General features: G+C 45.8%; 1 protein-coding gene. It reads right to left on the bottom strand.

From position 1 onward, the window contains the following. Nucleotides 1–315 (bottom strand): 50S ribosomal protein L13 (rplM, locus tag QWY29_RS21150; protein WP_369292669.1); only part of this gene is annotated, 315 nt, incomplete at its 3' end. Nucleotides 316–321: the final 6 nt, after the last annotated feature.

Below are 321 nucleotides of genomic sequence, written 5' to 3' on the forward strand. Positions count from 1 at the left end.
CTTTAGTCTACGTAAAGCCTGCTTTCCTCTTTCTGTTTTGTGGGGTAACATGCCTCTAACCGTTTTCCAGAAAATTCTTGAAGGAGCCCTGAAATGGAAAGGTCCACGGGCAGGATTCACATTACACCTCTTTCGGAGGAATGACATGAACTTCAACTTGTTTCTGAAAAAATTGCCAGAAATGTTGAGCTGTTCACATCTTACGACAATAACTCGATTGCCTTGCAAAAGGGTTTTGGACACGATAGCGGCGAGGCGGCCCAACAAGTGGCCCCTTCCGTCGATCAGGATAGGCTTTTCGCTAAAACCCGTCATGTTTCT

Origin of the sequence: Nocardioides abyssi, assembly GCF_030412915.1 — a bacterium.
In the GTDB taxonomy this organism is placed as follows: Bacteria; Actinomycetota; Actinomycetes; order Propionibacteriales; family Nocardioidaceae; genus Nocardioides; species Nocardioides abyssi.